Here is an 18328-nt window from a genome sequence, read left to right on the forward strand (position 1 = left end):
CCCGCGTCAGTTATCGCCTCTGAGCTTTTGCACGTCAGGCAGGTTGGCGGCCGTCGTCAGCAGGGTTGGCACCTGGGTCTCCTTCGGCAGATCGTGCTGTCCGGCCAGGTAGCGGGCGACGTTCTGCACCGCAGTCTTGCCGATCAGTGCAGGCTGCTGGGCAACCACGGCGCCCACCGGCGAATCGTCACGGTGCATCAGCTCGAGCACTTCCGGTGTGCCGTCGACGCCGTAGGTCTTGATTTCGGTTCTGCCGGCATCGATCAGTGCCTTGCTGGCGCCCAGTTGCGGGATGTCCCAAGCGGCCCAGATCGCCGAGACAGTGCCTTTGGGGTACTTGTTGAGCAACGCCGAGACTTGCGAGTAGGCGTCCTGAACCGTGTTGGGAATGACATCGCGCAACTCGGGCTCGATGATTTTCAGCTGCGGATGATCCTTGAGTGCCAACTTGAGCTGGTCATAACGAATGGCGCAGACCGGCACGCCATAAAAGCCATTGAACACCAGCACATTACCCTGGCCACCTGCGTCCTTGATCAGTTGCCCGGCCAGTGCCTTGCCCGTGGCCACGTTGTCGGACGTGGTGTTGTTGAGGCTGTATTGCGATGGCGCATCAATGGTGAACAGCGGAATCCCCGCCTTGCTGATGCGCTTGAGCCAAGGGTCGATAACACTGAGGGTGCCGAGAGTCTGGATCACTGCATCCGGCTTTTGCGTGACCACGGTCTGCAATTGATTGACCAGGTTCTTGTCGTTGCGACCGGCATCGAGCGTGATGGGCGTGCCGCCCAGGCGCTTGACCTCAGCCACCTGCGCCTGGAAGGTCTTGATATCGAAGTAGTGACTGGTGCCGGTCATGCTGATCGCAATGCGTTTGCCCGCCAGCGAAGGCACGTCGCTGTCCTCGGCATACGCAGTTGCGACGAGACTGGTGGCCAACAGGGTCATCAACAGTGTGCGCCCTATTGCATGCAGGCGGTTTGTCTTGAAGGTCGGGACGGCATCAGGCATTCGGGTGGCTCCGCTGGCTCAGGAAAACAATCCTGATCGGCAGTGCACAGGTCATGCCCAAAGCCGTGCGCTGCGACTGGCTATGGCGCGTGGCCCGGCGGCAGGCGCTTTCACGCCGTTGCGCTGGATGGTGTAGGTGCGCAGTAGCCGGTTTTACCGGCGCAAACGCCGAACACATTGTCGGTTCGCTGTTGCCCGGACAACAGCGAACCGATGCGGGAGCGTGCCTGCTACAGGAGCGTGTTATCTGAGCTTGAACTGCCCCAGCGTGATCGTCAGATCACTCGCCAGCTCGGCCAGCGACTGGCTGGCGCTGCCGGTCTGGCCGGTGCGCACCGCCGATTGTGCCGACAAGTCACGGATGCGCACCAGGTTGCGGTCCACTTCCCGCGCGACCAGCGCTTGTTCTTCAGAGGCGCTGGCGATTACTGTGTTGCGCTCATCGATGACCATGACCGAACTGGCGATGCTGGCCAGCACAGCATTGGCCGACTCGGCCTGTTGTTTGGTGCGCTGCGCCTGATCGGTACTGACTTCAAGCGCAACCAGAGTACTTTTGGTGCCCTGCTGGATGTGCCCGACCATGGTTTCGATCTCGCGAGTCGATTCGCTGGTGCGGTGTGCCAGAGCGCGTACCTCGTCGGCGACCACGGCAAACCCCCGTCCGGCATCTCCCGCGCGTGCCGCTTCGATGGCAGCGTTAAGGGCCAACAGGTTGGTTTGCTCGGACACCGCGCGAATGACATCCAGCACCTTGGTGATATCCAGCGTGCGGGTTGCCAGCGCCTGCGCCTCGACCGACGCGGTGCCGACATTGCGGGTCAGCTCAAGGATCGACTGGACGGTTTGATTGAGCTCTTCCTGACCTTCGCGGGCCGACACCGAAGAGGCTTTGGATTCTTCCGAGGTGGCCACCGCATTACGCGCGACTTCATCGACCGCCTGGCTCATCTCGGTGACCGCCGTGGCCGCCATTTCGATTTCGCTGTTCTGCACCACCAGATCGGCGTTGCTGTTGACCATCAGGGCGCTCATTTCTTCCGTGGCCGACGCCAGCTGGTGAGCGGCATCGCCCACCTGAGTCAGGGTCTGGCTCAGATTGCCGCGCATGCGCTCCATCGATTGCAGCAACAGGGCCGCTTCATCAGTGCCCTCACGGTTGATTGCGCTGGGACGCAGGTCGCCCGCAGCAATGGTTTCCGAGCTGTGCAGCGCCTGACTGATCGGCACTGCCAGACTTTTGGTCAGGCGCCAGGCGAGCAATACGGTCAGCAACACCGTCAGAAACATAACCCCCTGAGTGACGATCAGGGCGTTTTCATACACCGACGTCGCTGCAGCGCTGGATTCGGCTTCGGAGTCATCATTGATTTTTTCCAGCTTGCCAAGGGCGGCTTCGATACTTTCCGCCATGGCCTTCATCTCGCCCCAGACGAGCGCCCTCCCGGCCTCTGCCTGATTCTCGTTGATCAGCGTATAGACCTTCTCGGCACGCTCGATGTAGCCCTGATAAGTGCTCTTCAGCCCCTCGAAAAGCGCGCGCTCATTATCATCGGTGATCAGCGGGTCGTAGGCCTCTACGGCCTTTTGGAAACCGGCCTTCCTTTCAAGAAACTCGTTGTGAGCCTGAGCCACCTGCGCAAGATCATGCGTGGAAAGCATTTTGGCCACGGTGGTGCGGGTTTTCTCGACCGCCAGGGCAATATCGTCACCCAGCGCAATCCCTGGAAGCGCGTCGTTTTCGATTTCAAGCGATTGCTCACGAATACCGTGCAATTGCTGAATGCTGAAAATACCAAGCCCGAACACCAGCACCACCATCACAGCAAAGCAGGCGGAGGTCCGCGCAGCTATTTTCAGCTGTCTCAGCATCTTCAATCCCCTTCCCGTGACCGGTAAATAAATGAGTATCGTCATTCCTATCGGCAGAACAGGAAAAAGGATGAAGATGCTCCGAACAGAGAGGTGCCACTGTTATCAAGGCCCACCCGAATCGAAGCTTATGGTAGGTTTCGCGACGCTCGATAATCTCGAGATGGACGGGTCTTTTCACCCTTCAGACTGACTTCCTGGAGCTGCCATGAAACCTTGCTACGCCGCCGCACTGTTTGCTCTTTCACTGCCAGGCCTCGCTCACGCAGGCGATGCGCTACCCACCTACTCCGCCATCACCCAGGCGTTGAACACTGGAGAATCGGTCGCCGTGGTGATCGACCTGGGACAATGCAAATCCTCGATCGCAGGCGCCGAGCCGTCCAAAACCAAAGGCGGCAAACGCATCGATGCCTATCGCATCACACCCGACGGCACCCTGGCGTTTTCGGACACTCACTTCAGCCTCGATCGCGATAACAAGCCCATCGAGCAATTCATTCGCTATCAGATACGCTCGAACGGCACAGCCACATTCAGCATGACGACACTGAATGTTCCTGGTTATCAGCAGGTGGGCACTCCGGTGAGTTATGAGTGTGCGGTCGGCAAGGGACTAAGCTTTTTTGCCGGATGAGCTGGCTCAACGCATGACTGCATAAACAGGAAGAGGTCGGCGTGAGGGAGAGACCAGCCCCACGCCGTCAGAATTAAAGCTCGCTGCGCGTCTTCACGTCAGCTGTTTTTTTCAATGTCTGCTTGCCGGTCGTTGACCTGAAAAATGCTGACACGCAGGCTGTCATCCCCCGGCTTGATGCTTACCCTGCCGACGTACAGATTCCGCTGCAAGTGATCATGCGCACCGGCAGGCACGCTGAACTGCTTGCTGCACGTAAAACGCGATTCGGTCAAAGGCGCCCGGTCCGTTTCATGCCCTGCCAGGAGCCCCTCGCCTACTACCTCTATATTCACTCCGTGATCAGTGAACAAGGTGTAGTACAGGCTGACACGCGCAAGGTCGTCGCCCTGGGGCACCAGATAAAGGCTGCCTCCAGGAAGTACCTGCCCCTGCAATCGCTTGCCACGAAACTCTCCACCCTGTATTTCACAGCTGCTGCGCTGCATCTTCGAAGGGTCGCAAAGCAATTGCGGCTTATCGATACGCAGGTGAATGGTCAATATTTCATGCAACTGCATCGTCTCTATCCCCTACGTCCCATCGTGCTGTGAAGACTGATGATTCGTTCATAACTGTACCAAGGTGTATGTTTTAGCCCGGACGCCTGGAAACTGTCAACTTAAGCGAACCGATTGGTACTTTTATGAGGGGTATAGGAAGGAATGCATTCAAAGCTTGTCGCTCACCGCCCAGGCCTCCAGCGTTCATGACGCCGCAGCACCTCCACCCTGCTGGTACTCTCGCGGCGTGCAGCCGAACTCGCGACGAAACACAGTGTGCAGGTATTGCGCAGACCGAAAACCGCAATCGCGGGCGATCTCGGCAATGGCCAGCCCGGTGTTTTCCAGTCCGTTTGCAGCGGCAGCCAGTTTGAAACGCAGAATCTCGTCATGCACGCTGCAGCCCCTTACCCGGCGAAAGTGTGACTCCAGTGACGAACGCGAAACGCCCACATAGGCGGCTACCTGTGCAGTCTTGATGCCTTGGCACGCGTACTGCCGGATAAACAGCAGCGCTTGCATGACATAGGGGTCACCCAAAGGCTGATGCAGACTCGACGCCTGCACGTTGACAGTATCCGGCGGTATCAGAATGTGTGTGCCCGAGGACGGCATGCCGTGCAACATCTGGTGCAGCAGACGTGCAGCGGTGCGACCCATGGTGTCGGTGCCTTGAACGACCGAGCTCAGAGGCACGCGAGTGAGGGTTCTGGTCAAAGGATCATTGTCGATGCCGATCAGTGCCACCTGTTCGGGAACGGCGATTCCGGCGGTCAGGCAGGCCTGCAATAGCTGACGAGCGCGCGCATCGGTCACGGCGATGATGCCGATCGGCTTGGGCAGGCTTTGCAGCCAGGCGATCTGTTGTTCTACGGCGCTGTCCCAGAGCGGCGCGCTGGTGCCCAGACCACGATAGACCTCGGCGTGCAGGCCGTCGCGTTGCAGCAAGCGGCGAAAGGCCTGCTCGCGCTCCTGGGCCCAACGATTGGCTTGCGCTTCAGGCAGGCTGAAGCAGGCAAAGCGTGTCAGCCCGGCCTCGATCAGGTGCTCATAGGCCGCCTTGATCAAGGCGTGATTGTCAGTCGCCACATAAGGAATGCCCTTCGGGTAGGCGCGTTCGTCCTGATAGGACCCACCGACTGCCACCACCGGCAGTTTGATCCCGGCCAGTGCCTCGCCGATCAGCGGGTCATCAAAATCGGCAATGATCCCGTCGCCCTGCCAGCGCTCGATGCCTTTCAGGCGACAGAGGAAATCCTCCTCCAGAAACAGGTCCCAGGACACCCGGGTGCTGCTGAGGTAGTTGCCGATGCCGCTGATGATACCGCGGTCATAAATCTTGCTGCCGTTGAATAACAGCGCAATACGGTGAACGGGAGGTACGGTTTTCATTGTTTTTATGCCGATTCGATAAGCACGACGCCGTTGGCCACAGACTAGGCCGCTGACCGGCGAATCTCAACACTCAAAATCGCACTGTGCGTTGGCGATTTTCATAATCAGCGCACGCTGGGCCGTTGCTAGTATCCAGACACCGCCAAGAACAATAAGGAAAACGCTCATGCCGTACTTCCCCGACGTCGACAGGGTTCGCTATGAAGGCCCTGACAGCGACTCGCCCCTCGCCTTTCGCCACTATGACGCCGACAGGCTGGTCCTCGGCAAACCCATGCGCGAGCATTTGCGCATGGCGGCCTGTTATTGGCACACCTTCGTATGGCCGGGTGCCGACATGTTCGGTGTCGGCACCTTCAAGCGCCCATGGCAAGGTTCCGGTGACCCGATGGAACTGGCCATCGGCAAGGCCGAAGCGGCGTTCGAGTTTTTCTCCAAGCTCGGCATTGATTACTACAGCTTCCACGACACCGATGTGGCACCGGAAGGCACCTCACTGAAGGAGTATCGCCACAACTTCGCGCACATGGTCGATCACCTGGAGCGCCATCAGGAACAGAGCGGCATAAAACTGCTGTGGGGCACGGCCAACTGCTTCAGCAACCCGCGTTTCGCCGCAGGCGCTGCCAGCAACCCGGACCCTGAAGTGTTTGCCTACGCCGCGACCCAGGTGTTCAGCGCGATGAATGCCACCCAGCGTCTCAAAGGGTCCAACTACGTATTGTGGGGCGGTCGTGAAGGCTACGAAACCCTGCTCAATACCGACCTCAAGCGTGAACGCGAGCAACTCGGTCGTTTCATGCGCATGGTCGTTGAACACAAGCACAAGATCGGTTTCAAGGGTGACTTGCTGATCGAGCCCAAGCCACAGGAGCCGACCAAGCATCAGTACGATTACGACAGCGCCACAGTGTTCGGCTTTCTGCAGCAGTACGGCCTGGAAAACGAGATCAAGGTCAATATCGAGGCCAACCACGCCACGCTGGCCGGGCACAGCTTCCACCACGAAATCGCCACGGCGGTCTCGCTGGGGATCTTCGGCAGCATCGACGCCAACCGTGGCGACCCACAGAACGGCTGGGACACGGACCAGTTCCCCAACAGCGTCGAAGAAATGACCCTCTCCACCTACGAGATCCTCAAGGCTGGCGGCTTCACCAATGGCGGTTTCAATTTCGACTCCAAGGTGCGTCGCCAGAGCCTCGACGATATCGATCTGTTCCACGGCCACGTCGCCGCGATGGATGTCCTTGCCCTGGCGCTGGAGCGTGCCGCCGCCATGGTGCAGAACGATAAACTCCAGCACTTCAAGGATCAGCGCTACGCCGGCTGGCAGCAGCCTTTCGGACAATCGGTACTGGCGGGCGAGTTCAGCCTTGCATCGCTCGCCGAACACGCCTTCGCCAACGAGTTGAACCCGCAGGCCGTCAGTGGCCGCCAGGAACTGCTCGAAGGTGTGGTCAATCGCTTTATCTACACCTGACCGGCGTAGCTGGACATCGCCGTGACATTCAGGCGACAAATCTTCATACGCGACGTCCGGCAACGCTCTACAGTTCTATCGGTATCACCCTCAGTCAAGAAGTGTCTCAAACAACAATAAAAGGACGCACCCTATGAACACCCTCAAACGTACGCTGCTCGCCAGCGCGCTGGCCTTGCTGTCCCTGCCGGTCATGGCCGACTCTGCGCACCCGAAAATAGGTTTTTCCATTGATGACCTGCGCCTGGAACGCTGGTCACGCGACCGTGATTACTTCGTTGCTGCGGCGGAAAAGCTGGACGCCAAGGTCTTCGTGCAATCGGCGGATGCCAATGAACAGAAACAGATCTCGCAGATAGAAAACCTCATCTCTCGCGGCGTCGATGTGATCGTCATCGTGCCGTTCAACGCCACCGTGCTCACCAACGCCGTTGCCGAAGCCAAAAAGGCCGGGATCAAGGTGGTGTCGTATGACCGGCTGATCCTCAATGCCGATATCGATGCGTACATCTCCTTCGATAACGAAAAGGTCGGCGAGATGCAGGCCAACGGCGTGCTGAAAGCAGCGCCCAAGGGCAATTACTTCCTGCTCGGCGGCGCGCCCACCGATAACAACGCCAAGATTCTGCGCGAAGGCCAGATGAAAGCGCTGCAACCGGCTATCGACAGAGGTGACATCAAGATCGTCGGCCAGCAGTGGGTAAAGGAGTGGAACCCTACCGAAGCCCTGAGCATTGTTGAAAATGCCCTGACCCGCAATAACAACAAGATTGACGGCATCGTCGCCTCCAACGACGCGACTGCCGGCGGCGCGATTCAGGCCCTCGCCGCACAGAAACTGGCCGGCAAAGTCCCTATCTCGGGCCAGGATGCGGACCTCGCGGCGGTCAAACGGGTCATCGATGGCACGCAGACCATGACCGTCTACAAGCCGCTGAAACTGATTGCCACGGAAGCCGCCAAGCTCTCCGTGCAACTGGTGCGCAACGATGAGAAACCGAAGTTTGACTCGCAGTCGGACAATGGCATGAAGAAAGTCGACACCATGCTGCTGACCCCGACCTTGCTGACCAAGGACAACATCGACCTGCTGGAGAAAGACGGGTTCTACACCAAGGCGCAGATTGACGGGCAATGAGCCTCGATCGTTGATACGTCGCTGAAAGCCAGAGCACGACCCTGCAGTTAGGCAGGGTCGCCGCTCAGGCCAAGCCATCACACCTTCGTAGAGCCCTGCGCCATGTCTGACTACCTGTTGCAAATGAACGGCATCGTCAAATCCTTCGGCGGTGTAAAAGCGCTCAACGGCATTGATATAACAGTTAAGCCCGGCGAATGCGTCGGCCTGTGCGGCGAGAACGGCGCGGGCAAGTCGACATTGATGAAAGTCCTGTCGGCGGTCTATCCCCACGGCACCTGGGAGGGCGAGATCCTGTGGGACGGCCAACCGCTCAAGGCACAATCGATCAGCGAAACGGAAGCGGCCGGGATCGTCATCATCCATCAGGAGCTGACGCTGGTCCCGGACCTGTCGGTGGCCGAAAACATCTTCATGGGTCACGAGCTGACGCTTCCCGGCGGGCGCATGAATTATCCGGCCATGATCCACCGCGCCGAGTCGCTGATGCGTGAGCTCAAAGTGCCTGACATGAACGTGGCGCTGCCGGTTTCCCAGTATGGCGGCGGCTACCAGCAACTGGTGGAAATCGCCAAGGCGCTGAACAAGAAGGCGCGCCTGCTGATTCTCGACGAGCCTTCCTCGGCCCTGACCCGTTCCGAAATCGAGGTGCTGCTGGACATCATTCGTGACCTGAAGGCCAAAGGGGTCGCGTGCGTGTACATCTCGCACAAACTCGATGAAGTGGCCGCCGTATGCGACACCATTTCAGTCATCCGCGACGGCAAACATATCGCAACCACCGCAATGGCGGACATGGACATTCCGAAGATCATCACCCAGATGGTCGGACGCGAAATGAGCAACCTCTATCCCACCGAGCCGCATGATGTCGGCGAGGTGATTTTCGAAGCGCGGCATATCACCTGCCATGACGTCGATAACCCCAGGCGCAAGCGGGTCGACGACGTGTCGTTTAGCCTCAGGCGCGGGGAGATCCTCGGCATCGCTGGGCTGGTGGGCGCGGGCCGCACCGAACTGGTATCCGCCCTGTTTGGCGCCTATCCGGGTCGATACAGCGGTGAAGTGTGGCTCGATGGCCAGATGATCGACACGCGCACGCCGCTCAAATCGATCCGCGCCGGCCTGTGCATGGTCCCCGAAGACCGCAAGCGCCAGGGCATCATTCCGGACCTGGGTGTCGGTCAGAACATCACCCTCGCGGTCCTCGACAGCTACTCGAACATGACCCGCATCGACGCTGAAGCCGAGCTGGGCAGTATCGACCGGGAAATCTCGCGCATGCACCTCAAGACGGCCAGCCCGTTTTTACCGATCACCAGCCTGTCAGGCGGCAATCAGCAGAAAGCCGTGCTGGCGAAGATGCTGCTGACCCGCCCGCGCGTTCTGATTCTCGACGAGCCCACCCGCGGCGTCGATGTCGGTGCCAAGTACGAGATTTACAAGCTGATGGGTGCGCTGGCAGCCGAGGGTGTATCGATCATCATGGTGTCTTCGGAACTGGCCGAAGTGCTGGGCGTGTCCGACCGTGTACTGGTGATTGGCGAAGGCCAGTTACGCGGCGACTTCATCAACCATGAACTGACTCAGGAGCAGGTGCTCGCCGCTGCACTCAGCCACTCCGATGCCCCTCACAATAATGCCCGGAAGACTGCGTAGATGAACCAGGTCAAACAGTTCTTTACCCGCTACAAAATGCTCGCGCTGGTGATTGCCATTGCCGTTATCTGGCTGTTCTTCAGTTGGCAGACCGAGGGCGGCTTCCTCACCCCGCGCAACTTGTCCAACCTGCTGCGACAGATGTCCATTACCGGGATTCTGGCCTGCGGCATGGTGCTGGTGATCATCAGCGGCGAGATTGACCTCTCGGTGGGCTCATTGCTTGGCCTGCTCGGTGGCCTGGCGGCGATTCTGGATGTGGTTTACCACGTTCCGCTGCTGGCGAACCTGAGTGTGGTGGCCTTGTGCGGCCTGATGATCGGCCTCGCCAATGGCTACATGACTGCCTACCTGCGGATTCCCTCTTTCATCGTCGGGCTGGGTGGCATGCTGGCGTTTCGTGGCGTCCTGCTGGGGATCACCGGCGGCACGACCATCGCCCCGGTGTCGCCGTCGCTGGTCTATATCGGCCAGGGCTATCTGCCGCATGCGGTCGGCACAGGGCTCGGTATTCTGTTGCTGGCATTGACGCTGTTCCTGACCTGGAAACAGCGGCGCAACAGAGCGCTGCACGGGCTGGCGGCACATTCGCTGATTCGTGATGTGTTGCGTGTGTTGCTGATCGGCGCCGTGCTGGGCGGCTTTGTCTATGTGCTCAACAGCTACGACGGAATCCCCGTTCCGGTGTTGCTGTTGCTGGTCCTGCTCGGCGTGTTCAGCTACGTCACCAGCCAGACGGTCTTCGGACGCCGGGTCTACGCCGTTGGCAGCAACATGGAAGCCACGCGCCTGTCCGGCATCAACGTACAGGCCGTGAAGCTGTGGATCTTCGGCATCATGGGCGTGATGTGCGCGTTTGCAGGGCTGGTCAACACCGCACGCCTGGCCGCCGGCTCACCCTCGGCCGGCAACATGGGCGAACTCGACGCCATCGCCGCATGCTTCATCGGCGGCACGTCCATGCGTGGCGGTTCAGGCACTGTTTACGGTGCGCTGCTCGGCGCATTGGTGATCACCAGTCTCGACAACGGCATGTCCATGCTCGACGTCGACATTTACTGGCAGATGATCGTCAAGGGCGGCATTCTGGTGCTGGCGGTGTGGGTAGACGTGAGTACCCGCGCCGGGCGGCGCTGATGGGAAGCCCGCTGTGAGGCCGGGCTGCCTGAGAAGTATCATTAGCCTTGGCTTCACTGCTGTTGAATCTCTTTGAAGCACTCCTCTTCAATCCCGCCCCAGCCACAGCGTGGCGTCCTTCCACGCGCCTACCGTCACCAGTTCCTCCAGAGTCTCCAACAGGATTTTCTCCCAACTCAACGCCAGGCGGCTGCTTCTACGATCCTTGAGCGTGGTCAACGAAACCGTGGAGCGAATGCCCGGTCGTTCGATGGCATGGCCAATGGCCCTCGCAAAGGTGTACGAGGTCCCTTGGCCATCTGGCTGCACCGGCCCGAGCTGGCCGAGTGTGCCCAAGCGCTGGGCCGCTAATGCCGCTATGACACGTGTCTGGATCCGCGACTGTCGGAGCCTTGGAGACCAGGACGACAGTCACCGCCCATTGTCAGCACGGCCTTTTGAGCATAAGGTGTAAAAAACCTATACAAGACTACTAGCGATGTACAAGAAAGTTGACTGGCCGCTGACGCTTTACTTTGATGGTGACTGCCCGCTCTGTGCCCGAGAAGTCAGAACATTGCGCGCCCATGCAAAGCCTGAGCGGCTCTTGTTCGTGGATATCCGTGATGACGCCTTTGACGCCACTTCTCTGGGATTCACACTTGAAGACATGGAGTCGTTACTGCACGCCAGATTCAGCGATGGCACGTGGGTCAAGGGTCTGGACGCGACACTCTGGAGTTGGCGAGCGGCCGGCCTGGGTGCGTGGGTCGCGCCGCTGTCATGGCGATTCATGAGGCCGCTGTTCAACCTGGGCTATCGGCTTTTCTGCCGCTCGCGCCCTTACCTTGCCTGGCTGCCCCACCCTGACGGCAGCCGCCGTTGCAGTAGCAACAGCTGTGCGATCACGGACGCAAAACCTGCTTCGGACAAGCGGACTTCCAGTACGGAAAGGTAAACAAGGACTGCCTACCGCAAAAACGAAAAAAGACGCCTAAGCGTCTTTTTTTGCTGACTCAGTGAACTTCGAGGATTCAGTGAATCAATATTTGGAGCGGGAAACGAGACTCGAACTCGCGACCCCGACCTTGGCAAGGTCGTGCTCTACCAACTGAGCTATTCCCGCATTGTCTTGATGACGGGCGCTATTCTAGCGATTCAGATAGCGGCGTCAAGCCTTTGATTCAAAAACTTATTTTTTTTCTGCAGTCGTCCTGAGGTGTGGCCACGCGGCTCTCAGGTATTGCACCATGGACCAGAGTGTCAGCCCCGCAGCAATGAGCAGCAGCGCATAGCCGAGAATCACCCACAGGGTGATGGCCGGCGGGTTGCCGAGCAGAATGACCAGCGCGAGCATCTGCGCCGCTGTCTTCCACTTGCCCATGTTGGAAACGGCAACCTGCGCACGCGCGCCAATTTCCGCCATCCATTCGCGGAGCGCAGAGATTACGATTTCACGGCCGATGATCACCGCTGCGGGCAGCGTCAGCCACAGATTGGCATGCGCCTGAACCAGCAGCACCAATGCCACGGCCACCATCAGTTTGTCTGCTACTGGATCGAGAAAGGCGCCAAAGGGCGTGCTCTGTTCAAGACGGCGGGCCAGATACCCGTCGAGCCAGTCGGTCGCCGCAGCGAACGCAAAGACTGCACTGGCCGCCATGTAGCTCCAGTGGTAAGGCATGTAGAACAACAAAATGAAGATCGGAATCAGTAAAACGCGTAGTACGGTGATCAGATTAGGGATATTCATCGGCACAACTGGCTACGAGGTGAACGAGCATTCTACTCGCTGTGCAGGTTTGCATAAATCGACTCTGCCAGCTTTTTGCTGATTCCGGGTGCTTTTGCTATTTCATCGATGCTGGCACGGGACAATTCCTGCAATCCACCGAAATGTTTGAGCAGATCACGACGCCGGGTCGGCCCGACACCCGCGACGCCCTCGAGGGTCGATGTACGCCGGGTCTTGCCCCGGCGCGCACGGTGGCCGGTGATCGCGAAACGGTGCGCCTCGTCGCGAATCTGCTGAATAAGGTGCAGGGCCGGAGAGTCGCCGGGCAACGTGAATTCATGCGCTGAGTCGTTCAGGTACAGCGTCTCGAAACCTGCCTTGCGCGTGGTGCCCTTGGCCACACCGAGCAGGATGAGGTCAGGAACCTGTAATTCATTGAGCACGTCACGCGCCATGGACATCTGACCCTTGCCGCCGTCCACCAGCAGCACGTCCGGCAACTTGCCCTCCCCGGCCTTGATGCGGCTATAACGTCGGGTCAACGCCTGGTGCATGGCAGCATAGTCGTCGCCTGCCGTCACGCCTTCGATATTGAAACGCCGGTAATCGGACTTGATCGGGCCTTCGGGGCCAAACACCACGCAGGATGCTACGGTCGCCTCACCACTGGAGTGGCTGATGTCGTAGCATTCCAGACGCATCGGTGGGTCTTCGAGACCCAGCACCTTGGCCAGCGCTTCGAACCGCGACGCAACATGCTGACGGTTGGCCAGCCGCGCGGTCAGTGCCTGCTCGGCATTGGTGACCGCCATTTGCTGCCAGCGCGCCCGGGTGCCGCGCACGCGATGACTGATAACCATCTCGACGCCGCGCAGCTCTTCGACGGCGTCGACGAACGCAGGGAAATCGTCGTTGATGACATTGACGATGACTTCGCCGGGCAGTTCACGGTCGATGCCGCCGAGGAAATACTGAGCCAGGAATGCCGACATCACTTCGCCGACCTCCTCTTCTATGCCGACCTGCGGGAAGAAGTTCTTGCTGCCCAGCACCCGCCCGCCCCGCACGCTGATCAGGTGCACGCAGGCGCCGCCAGGGTTGACGAACGCGGCGACCACATCGACATCGCCGGTACCGCCGTCCATGCTTTGCTGATCCTGGACGCGGCGCAGCAAGGCGACCTGATCGCGCAACTCGGCTGCGCGTTCGAAATCGAGCGCCATCGCGGCTTTTTCCATGGAGGCGTTCAGTTCGTCACTCAGGGCATTGCTGCGCCCTTCGAGAAACATCACCGAGTGACGTACGTCCTCGGCATACACCTCAGGATCGACCAGCCCGACACACGGCCCTTTGCAACGTTTGATCTGATATTGCAGGCAAGGACGCGTGCGGTTCTTGAAGTAGCTGTCCTCGCACTGCCGCACCTGAAAGGTCTTCTGCAGCAGGCTAAGGCTCTCGCGAATCGCGCCGGCACTCGGGTAAGGCCCGAAATAACGGCCCTTGGCTTTCTTGGTACCACGATGAATGCTCAGTCGCGGAAAGGCATTATCGGACAGAAACACATAGGGATAGGACTTATCGTCACGCAAGAGAATGTTGTACGGGGGCCGCCACTCCTTGATGAGGGTCTGCTCCAGCAACAGCGCTTCAGTTTCGTTGCCCGTGATGGTGGTCTCGATCTGGGCGATGCGCGACACCAGCGCTCCGGTCTTGGGCGCGTGTCCGGTCTTGCGAAAATAGCTGGCAAGACGCTTCTTGAGGTTCTTGGCCTTGCCGACGTAAAGCAGTGTGGCTTCGGCGTCGAACATACGGTAGACGCCGGGACGACCGCTACAGGTCGCGAGAAATGCACTTGGATCGAAAGTCTGGGTCATGTTCAGGCGCTGGCATCAACCATGCCGTGACGTACAGCGAGCAAAGCCAGTTCAACATCACTGCTGATCGAGAGCTTTTCAAAGATACGGTATCGGTAGGTATTAACGGTTTTCGGTGAAAGGCACAGCTTGTCCGAGATGGTCTGGACTTTCTGGCAGCCGACGATCATCAGGGCAATCTGGATCTCGCGCTCGGACAGCAGATCGAACGGCGAATTGTTGACCTGCGGTTGAAACGACTTCAATGCCAGTTGCTGGGCAATCTGCGGGCTGATGTAACGCTGACCGGCAAACACCAGGCGAATGGCCTGGACCATTTCGGCAAGCCCGGCGCCCTTGGTCATGTAACCGGCAGCGCCAGCCTGCAGCAAACGGGTCGGGAAAGGATCTTCTTCACAGACGGTAACAGCGACGACCTTGATATCAGGGTGGCTGCGCAGCATCTTGCGCGTCGCTTCCAGCCCACCGATGCCCGGCATCTTGACGTCCATCAATACGACGTCAGGCTTGAGCTCGCGCGCTTTCTTCAGGGATTCCTCGCCGGAATCGGCCTGCCCGACAACTTGCAGACCATCAATGTCGGCGAGCATGCGTGTGATGCCTGTCCGGACAAGATCATGGTCATCGACAACTAGCACCTTAATCAAGCAGACACCTCGCGCAACGGTCATAACGAATGCCAATCACCATAACAAAAACAACGAGTCAGACCTAGCACTGCGAACACCGTCTCACATCAATATGATGGCAAGCACCTCAGGCAGTGCTGCAAAAATCTCGATACGACAGCAGAGCGGCGCCCGCCCCGGGCTTTTATCACTTGACCGACGGAAGCTTCGCAGCCCCCGATAATGGCCCCGAGAGCTCGGCGATAGTGGTTGTCAGGCGCCGGATAGCATCCTGATCTTCCTTGCCCAGCACTCGGTAATTGCCCAGGATTTTTTCCTCGATAAGGCTGAGATTGTCGATCGGCACCGGCGTTCGCGTCCCCGTCAACACGTAAAGCACGTCAACACCTTTGGCTGCAACCGCCGCCAGGTAATCGGCCTTCGGTGCACGATCACCATTTTCATACTTTCCCTGGGCATTAGCCTCGACGCCTCCTATTTCACCGAAGGTACGCTGAGACATGCTCAGACGTTCTCTTTCCTTTCTCAGTCGGTAACCGATTCCACTCATTTGAACCTATTATCCTGTTGAAGCCATCCGAACGAGTGTTAGAATCTCGCGGAATTGAATAGATTTGAACGGTTTTGAACTATGCCCGGAATTCGCACCGCCGCACAAGCCAAGGCCTGGCTGGATCAACAGGGCAAATCTGTTCAGGAGTTCGCTCGTGAAAACAGCATTGATCCGGCGACCACTTACCAGGTACTGGCAGGACGCAAGAAAGGAAGGCGCGGTGAAGCGCATAAGGTAGCTGTACTGCTGGGCATGAAGATCGGGACGATCCCGAACACGGAAGCCCGGCATGAAGAAGCACGTGAAGAATAGCCGTTATTGGCTGGTGACAACGCATCCCGGACAAAACGCCAAAGCCGTTGCCTGCATTCAGGTATACAGGGTTGCGGGCAAAATAGCCCGCGCCGAATACGGCATGCCATCAACCGTTGAGCGGTTCGCTGTCGCTACCGGGGTTCCACCTGCCTGCATTCGCGAAAAACGATAATCCCGTTGATTGAATTTTCCAATTGAAGACGCCTGGTTTCCTGAAGTAAGCTTGCGCTCAATTCACGGAGACCCACCATGCTGCAATCCACTTCACCGCTACTCGACGCTGTTACCGGCATTACTTGCCGTGCACGCACTGTGGCTGTCCAGACTGCCTCGGTGAGCGCATCCGTTGACTCTTATTATGGGTATTGGTTTAGCCACTGGCGCGCCTGATACCCATCCGGCGCCCACGTTAAGGGGACGCCAACCAGAGAATTCTCTAACCCCCGGTCGGCTTCCCGACCGGGGGTTTTGTTTTTTCAGGGCCACGTATTTCAACGGTCTGTTCAAGAACAGCCGTAAACCATCAATCTGCATTGCATCGAGGACACGACATGAACTACGCCACTTATTACCGCAACGACATCGATTTTGCCTGGCGATTTAGCCACCTCCGTTCGGGACAGCCTGCCGCCTCCGTTCGGTCTCTGCCAGGTGGCAATCACATACCCCCGGTTCTAGAAGCCCTTTGTCGAACACCCCAGTAGGTCTGCGCGGGAGCGTCCCGCCAGCCCAGGAAGCCAGAACATGAATTCGTCCGTTGCCGTAACCCCGTCCGACCTGTCCAGCCACGCCGTAAAACTGGCAGACAACAGCCCCGCCTCGAAACGCCTGCCAGGGACCCTGGAATTGAAGATGCGCCTGCCCCTCGACGCAGCGCTCACCGAACAGGTTGCAGCCCACCGCCGCGCCGTACGCGCCATCCTTGAAGGTCAAGACTCGCGGCTGCTGGTCATCGTCGGCCCCTGCTCGATCCACGACCCTCGATCCGCCCTTGAATACGCTGAGCGACTGGCCGACCTTGCCGCGCAAGTCAGTGACCAGATGCTGCTGGTAATGCGCGCCTACGTCGAAAAACCGCGCACGACGGTGGGCTGGAAAGGCCTGGCTTACGATCCGCGCCTCGATGGCAGTGACGACATGGCCGAGGGCCTGACGCTGTCGCGGCATTTGATGCGGGATATGCTGGGCCTGGGCCTGCCGATCGCCACCGAGATACTGCAGCCCATGGCGGCAGGCTACTTCGACGATCTGCTCAGTTGGGTCGCGATTGGCGCTCGCACCACCGAATCGCAGATCCATCGCGAAATGGCCAGCGGCCTGCCCATGGCGGTCGGTTTCAAGAACGGTACTGACGGCGGCGTAACGGTGGCCAGCGACGCGATGCGTTCGGCGGCGCATCCGCATCGTCACTTTGGCATGGACCGTCATGGCCACCCGGCCATTATCGAGACGCAAGGCAATCCGGACACGCACATTGTGCTGCGCGGCGGTCACGGCGGCCCCAATTACGATCGCCAGAGTGTGGCCAAGGTGCAGGCGAGCCTGAGCAGGAATAATGTCGCGTCGCGGATCATGGTCGATTGCAGCCATGCCAACAGTGGCAAGGACCCGCTGCGTCAGCCAGCCGTATTCGAAGACGTGCTTGAACAGCGCCTGTCGGGCAATACCTCGCTGATCGGCATGATGATCGAGAGCCACCTGTTCGACGGCTGCCAGGCATTGGGCGGGACGCTGCAGTACGGCGTTTCGGTCACCGATGGCTGCCTTGGCTGGGAAGGCACCGAACAGCTGTTGCGTCGCGCGGTTGACCGTCTGCGTTACAGATAAACAGAGCGAAGGAACTTTGTCGGGAAATACCGCACTGAATCCGGTAGGCTGTTTCTTTTTTTTCACAGGAGATTATTCCCCATGGCTAAAGCCACTGCCCGCCACATCCTTGTTTCGAGCGAAGAAAAATGCAACGAACTCAAGGCTCAGATCGAAGGCGGCGCTGATTTCGCTGAAATCGCCAAGGCCAACTCCAGCTGCCCATCGAGCCGCCAGGGCGGTGACCTGGGTTCGTTCGGTCCAGGCCAGATGGTCAAGGAATTCGACACTGTCGTATTCAGTGCTCCGGTGAACACCGTTCAGGGTCCGGTAAAGACTCAGTTCGGCTACCACCTGCTGGAAGTGACCAGCCGTCAGGACTGATCCTGTCGCGCCGCATGCCAGACGGCTCATCTTCGGATGGGCCGTTTTTGTATGTGGTCGTTTTCAACAGCGCAGTGGCTTGGCGAAGCGGCCATTTGTCTGTAGAAGATAGCGCAATGCAGGGCCATGAGCTCTGTCATGATTGTTGTCACCGCTGTACAGCCAGTCGCCTTTAACCC

18 protein-coding genes, 1 tRNA gene and 1 pseudogene are annotated in these 18328 nt (G+C 58.9%); 9 read left to right on the plus strand and 11 right to left on the minus strand.

What is annotated here, in order from left to right; translation table 11 throughout:
• Positions 1-6: 6 nt before the first annotated feature.
• The 3 genes and pseudogenes from BT119_RS13375 to BT119_RS27845 all read right to left on the minus strand — a co-directional run.
• The gene (locus tag BT119_RS13375) at positions 7-1011 is read right to left on the minus strand and encodes a sugar ABC transporter substrate-binding protein (protein ID WP_072366006.1); all 1005 of its coding nucleotides are present in this window, start codon (positions 1009-1011) and stop codon (positions 7-9) included.
• Between the two features lie 243 nt (positions 1012-1254).
• Complete coding sequence (locus BT119_RS13385) at positions 1255-2433, minus strand: methyl-accepting chemotaxis protein (protein ID WP_371857175.1); 1179 nt, start codon at positions 2431-2433, stop codon at positions 1255-1257.
• Positions 2407-2928, minus strand: a pseudogene (locus BT119_RS27845) (MCP four helix bundle domain-containing protein); the annotation flags it as partial. The gene BT119_RS13385 and the pseudogene BT119_RS27845, both read right to left, overlap by 27 nt.
• 163 nt (positions 2929-3091) lie before the next feature.
• Here BT119_RS27845 and BT119_RS13390 point away from each other — a divergent pair.
• A complete protein-coding gene (locus tag BT119_RS13390; RefSeq protein WP_003364296.1) occupies positions 3092-3520 on the plus strand; it encodes a VirK family protein in 429 nt (142 codons plus the stop codon).
• A 98-nt stretch (positions 3521-3618) separates the two neighbouring features.
• Here BT119_RS13390 and BT119_RS13395 read toward each other — a convergent pair whose 3' ends face one another.
• Positions 3619-4089, minus strand: a complete 471-nt coding sequence (locus tag BT119_RS13395) for a DUF3237 family protein (protein ID WP_072366010.1) — start codon at positions 4087-4089, stop codon at positions 3619-3621.
• A 177-nt stretch (positions 4090-4266) separates the two neighbouring features.
• Entirely contained in the window at positions 4267-5454 is a 1188-nt protein-coding gene (locus tag BT119_RS13400) for a XylR family transcriptional regulator (protein WP_003364299.1), read from the minus strand.
• Positions 5455-5623: 169 nt separating this feature from the next.
• Between BT119_RS13400 and xylA the strand changes: the two genes are divergently transcribed.
• The 4 genes from xylA (at position 5624) to BT119_RS13420 (ending at position 10874) form a co-directional block, all read left to right on the plus strand.
• On the plus strand, positions 5624-6940 hold the full coding sequence (gene xylA, locus BT119_RS13405; RefSeq protein WP_058417377.1) for a xylose isomerase: 1317 nt from the start codon (positions 5624-5626) through the stop codon (positions 6938-6940).
• A 133-nt stretch (positions 6941-7073) separates the two neighbouring features.
• A complete protein-coding gene (xylF, locus tag BT119_RS13410; protein WP_003364306.1) occupies positions 7074-8078 on the plus strand; it encodes a D-xylose ABC transporter substrate-binding protein in 1005 nt (334 codons plus the stop codon).
• Between the two features lie 102 nt (positions 8079-8180).
• Entirely contained in the window at positions 8181-9737 is a 1557-nt protein-coding gene (xylG, locus tag BT119_RS13415) for a D-xylose ABC transporter ATP-binding protein (RefSeq protein WP_003435506.1), read from the plus strand.
• Positions 9738-10874: a sugar ABC transporter permease gene (locus BT119_RS13420; RefSeq protein WP_072366012.1), complete on the plus strand. Its 1137-nt coding sequence runs from the start codon at positions 9738-9740 to the stop codon at positions 10872-10874. It begins immediately after the preceding gene.
• An 87-nt stretch (positions 10875-10961) separates the two neighbouring features.
• Here the strand turns inward: BT119_RS13420 and BT119_RS13425 are convergent, their stop codons facing one another.
• Positions 10962-11210: a hypothetical protein gene (locus BT119_RS13425; protein WP_003364314.1), complete on the minus strand. Its 249-nt coding sequence runs from the start codon at positions 11208-11210 to the stop codon at positions 10962-10964.
• Between the two features lie 142 nt (positions 11211-11352).
• Between BT119_RS13425 and BT119_RS13430 the strand changes: the two genes are divergently transcribed.
• Positions 11353-11811 carry a thiol-disulfide oxidoreductase DCC family protein gene (locus tag BT119_RS13430; RefSeq protein ID WP_072366014.1) on the plus strand — a complete coding sequence of 153 codons (459 nt, stop codon included), beginning with the start codon at positions 11353-11355 and terminating at the stop codon, positions 11809-11811.
• A 92-nt stretch (positions 11812-11903) separates the two neighbouring features.
• Here BT119_RS13430 and BT119_RS13435 read toward each other — a convergent pair.
• The 5 genes from BT119_RS13435 to BT119_RS13455 form a co-directional block, all read right to left on the minus strand.
• Positions 11904-11979, minus strand: a tRNA-Gly gene (locus BT119_RS13435).
• 66 nt (positions 11980-12045) lie between these two features.
• Positions 12046-12606: a CDP-diacylglycerol--glycerol-3-phosphate 3-phosphatidyltransferase gene (gene pgsA / locus BT119_RS13440; protein WP_003400851.1), complete on the minus strand. Its 561-nt coding sequence runs from the start codon at positions 12604-12606 to the stop codon at positions 12046-12048.
• Between the two features lie 32 nt (positions 12607-12638).
• Entirely contained in the window at positions 12639-14462 is a 1824-nt protein-coding gene (uvrC, locus tag BT119_RS13445; RefSeq protein WP_072366016.1) for an excinuclease ABC subunit UvrC, read from the minus strand.
• A 2-nt stretch (positions 14463-14464) separates the two neighbouring features.
• The gene (uvrY, locus tag BT119_RS13450; RefSeq protein WP_002553344.1) at positions 14465-15109 is read right to left on the minus strand and encodes a response regulator transcription factor GacA; all 645 of its coding nucleotides are present in this window, start codon (positions 15107-15109) and stop codon (positions 14465-14467) included.
• Between the two features lie 169 nt (positions 15110-15278).
• Complete coding sequence (locus BT119_RS13455; protein ID WP_003364326.1) at positions 15279-15593, minus strand: helix-turn-helix domain-containing protein; 315 nt, start codon at positions 15591-15593, stop codon at positions 15279-15281.
• Positions 15594-15722: 129 nt separating this feature from the next.
• Here BT119_RS13455 and BT119_RS13460 point away from each other — a divergent pair, with 129 nt between their 5' ends.
• From BT119_RS13460 to BT119_RS13470, 3 genes are all read left to right on the plus strand, one after another.
• Positions 15723-15956 (plus strand): DNA-binding protein, encoded by a 234-nt coding sequence (locus BT119_RS13460; protein ID WP_003435509.1) that lies wholly within the window; start codon positions 15723-15725, stop codon positions 15954-15956.
• A gap of 747 nt (positions 15957-16703) precedes the next feature.
• Positions 16704-17786 carry a 3-deoxy-7-phosphoheptulonate synthase gene (locus BT119_RS13465; RefSeq protein ID WP_058396232.1) on the plus strand — a complete coding sequence of 361 codons (1083 nt, stop codon included), beginning with the start codon at positions 16704-16706 and terminating at the stop codon, positions 17784-17786.
• Positions 17787-17867: 81 nt separating this feature from the next.
• Positions 17868-18149: a peptidylprolyl isomerase gene (locus BT119_RS13470; RefSeq protein WP_002553340.1), complete on the plus strand. Its 282-nt coding sequence runs from the start codon at positions 17868-17870 to the stop codon at positions 18147-18149.
• Positions 18150-18328: the final 179 nt, after the last annotated feature.

Origin of the sequence: Pseudomonas sp. NFACC10-1 (assembly GCF_900119195.1) — a bacterium.
GTDB lineage: Bacteria > Pseudomonadota > Gammaproteobacteria > Pseudomonadales > Pseudomonadaceae > Aquipseudomonas > Aquipseudomonas cerasi.

Excerpts from the sequence above, each read along its gene's own strand:
- BT119_RS13375 (WP_072366006.1), bottom strand. The coding sequence starts at position 1,011 with ATGCCTGATGCCGTCCCGACCTTCAAGACAAACCGCCTGCATGCAATA.
- BT119_RS13385 (WP_371857175.1), bottom strand. The coding sequence starts at position 2,433 with ATGAAGGCCATGGCGGAAAGTATCGAAGCCGCCCTTGGCAAGCTGGAA.
- BT119_RS13390 (WP_003364296.1), top strand. The coding sequence starts at position 3,092 with ATGAAACCTTGCTACGCCGCCGCACTGTTTGCTCTTTCACTGCCAGGC.
- BT119_RS13400 (WP_003364299.1), bottom strand. The coding sequence starts at position 5,454 with ATGAAAACCGTACCTCCCGTTCACCGTATTGCGCTGTTATTCAACGGC.
- xylA (WP_058417377.1), top strand. The coding sequence starts at position 5,624 with ATGCCGTACTTCCCCGACGTCGACAGGGTTCGCTATGAAGGCCCTGAC.
- xylF (WP_003364306.1), top strand. The coding sequence starts at position 7,074 with ATGAACACCCTCAAACGTACGCTGCTCGCCAGCGCGCTGGCCTTGCTG.
- xylG (WP_003435506.1), top strand. The coding sequence starts at position 8,181 with ATGTCTGACTACCTGTTGCAAATGAACGGCATCGTCAAATCCTTCGGC.
- BT119_RS13420 (WP_072366012.1), top strand. The coding sequence starts at position 9,738 with ATGAACCAGGTCAAACAGTTCTTTACCCGCTACAAAATGCTCGCGCTG.
- BT119_RS13430 (WP_072366014.1), top strand. The coding sequence starts at position 11,353 with ATGTACAAGAAAGTTGACTGGCCGCTGACGCTTTACTTTGATGGTGAC.
- pgsA (WP_003400851.1), bottom strand. The coding sequence starts at position 12,606 with ATGAATATCCCTAATCTGATCACCGTACTACGCGTTTTACTGATTCCG.
- uvrC (WP_072366016.1), bottom strand. The coding sequence starts at position 14,462 with ATGACCCAGACTTTCGATCCAAGTGCATTTCTCGCGACCTGTAGCGGT.
- BT119_RS13455 (WP_003364326.1), bottom strand. The coding sequence starts at position 15,593 with ATGTCTCAGCGTACCTTCGGTGAAATAGGAGGCGTCGAGGCTAATGCC.
- BT119_RS13460 (WP_003435509.1), top strand. The coding sequence starts at position 15,723 with ATGCCCGGAATTCGCACCGCCGCACAAGCCAAGGCCTGGCTGGATCAA.
- BT119_RS13465 (WP_058396232.1), top strand. The coding sequence starts at position 16,704 with ATGAATTCGTCCGTTGCCGTAACCCCGTCCGACCTGTCCAGCCACGCC.
- BT119_RS13470 (WP_002553340.1), top strand. The coding sequence starts at position 17,868 with ATGGCTAAAGCCACTGCCCGCCACATCCTTGTTTCGAGCGAAGAAAAA.